At 76.5% G+C, this 1,489-nt stretch carries 2 protein-coding genes; both read left to right on the top strand.

All coding sequences use genetic code 11. The annotated features are described in order from the left end of the window. A partial coding sequence (locus tag CCN42_RS36465) for a winged helix-turn-helix domain-containing protein (RefSeq protein ID WP_143662146.1) occupies nucleotides 1-351 on the top strand: 351 nt, incomplete at its 5' end. Then, a partial coding sequence (locus CCN42_RS36460; protein WP_245877631.1) for a sensor histidine kinase occupies nucleotides 348-1,489 on the top strand: 1,142 nt, incomplete at its 3' end. The genes CCN42_RS36465 and CCN42_RS36460, both read left to right, overlap by 4 nt.

Here is a 1,489-nt window from a genome sequence, read left to right as displayed (position 1 = left end):
GCCCCGGTGCTCCGGGTCGGCGGGCTCACCGTGGACCCGCTGCGCCGCCAGGCCGAACTGGACGGCGTCCGACTGGACCTGACCCGCCGCGAGTTCGACCTGCTGGCCTTCCTGGCCGGCCGGCCCGGCGTGGTCGTGCCCCGCCGCGAACTGCTGGCCGAGGTGTGGCAGCAGTCCTACGGCGACGACCAGACCATCGACGTCCATCTGTCCTGGCTGCGCCGCAAGCTGGGCGAGACGGCGGCCCGCCCGCGCTACCTGCACACCCTGCGCGGGGTCGGCGTCAAGCTGGAGCCCCCGGCGGCGGACGTCCCGGACGTGCGGCCCCCGGGAGCGGAGCCGGCGCGATGAGGTGGGCCCTGGTCAAGGTCTCCCTCGCGGTCACCGCGATGGTCGTGGTGGCGTTCGCCGTGCCGCTCGGGCTGGTCGTCAAGGAGCTGGCCCGCGACCGCGCCTTCTCGAACGCCGAGCGGGACGCCGCCGAGATCGCCCCCGCGCTGTCCATCACCACCGACCGCGCCCAGCTGGAGCGGGTCGTCGCCGCCGCGGGCTCCGACGCCGGGATGGCCGTGCACATACCGGCGGCCGAGGACGGCGCAGGGGTCGAGATCGGGCGGCAGCGGGCCGCCGACGCGGACATCGCCGCCATCCGGGAGCTGGGCCGCGCCTCCACCGCCGAGGTGCCCGGCGGATCCGTGCTGCTCCAGCCCGTCGCGCTCAGCTCCGGGAAGTTCGCGGTCGTCGAGGTGTTCATCCCCGACACCGCCGTCTCCAAGGGCGTCGGCACCGCCTGGGCGGTGCTCGCCGGGGTCGGCCTCGCGCTGATCGTCGGGTCGGTCGCGGTCGCCGACCGGCTGGGCGTGCGCATGGTGCGGCCCGCGCGGCGCCTGGTGGAGGGGGCGCGCGAGCTGGGGGAGGGCAGGCTGGGCTCCCGGGTGCCGGAGGAGGGGCCGACCGAACTGCGGCTGGCGGCGGTCGCGTTCAACTCGATGGCCGACCAGGTCGTGCAGCTCCTCGCCAACGAGCGGGAGCTGGCCGCCGACCTCTCGCACCGGCTGCGCACCCCGCTGACCGTGCTGCGGCTGAACACCGCCTCGCTCGGCGACGGCCCGGCCGCCGAGCAGACCCGGGCCGCCGTGGCCCAGCTGGAGCGCGAGGTGGACACCATCATCCGCACCGCCCGGGAGGCCAAGCCGCAGACCGCCGCGGCCGGTCCGGGCGCCGGCTGTGACGCGGCCGAGGTGGTGCGTGAGCGGATGGCCTTCTGGTCGGCGCTCGCCGAGGACGAGGGCCGCACGGTGCGGCTGGCCGGGGTCGACCGGCCGGTGCGCATCCCGGTGGCCCGCGCCGACCTCGCCGCCGCGCTGGACGCGCTGCTCGGCAACGTCTTCCGGCACACCCCGGAAGGCACCGCCTTCGCGGTCGACGTGCACAACGGGGAGGACGCGGTGATCGTCCTGGTCTCGGACGCGGGCCCGGGCATACCCGA

Origin of the sequence: Streptomyces glaucescens (assembly GCF_002154375.1) — a bacterium.
Classification (GTDB): Bacteria; Actinomycetota; Actinomycetes; order Streptomycetales; family Streptomycetaceae; genus Streptomyces; species Streptomyces glaucescens.
This window is presented reverse-complemented; position numbering and strand designations above follow the sequence as displayed.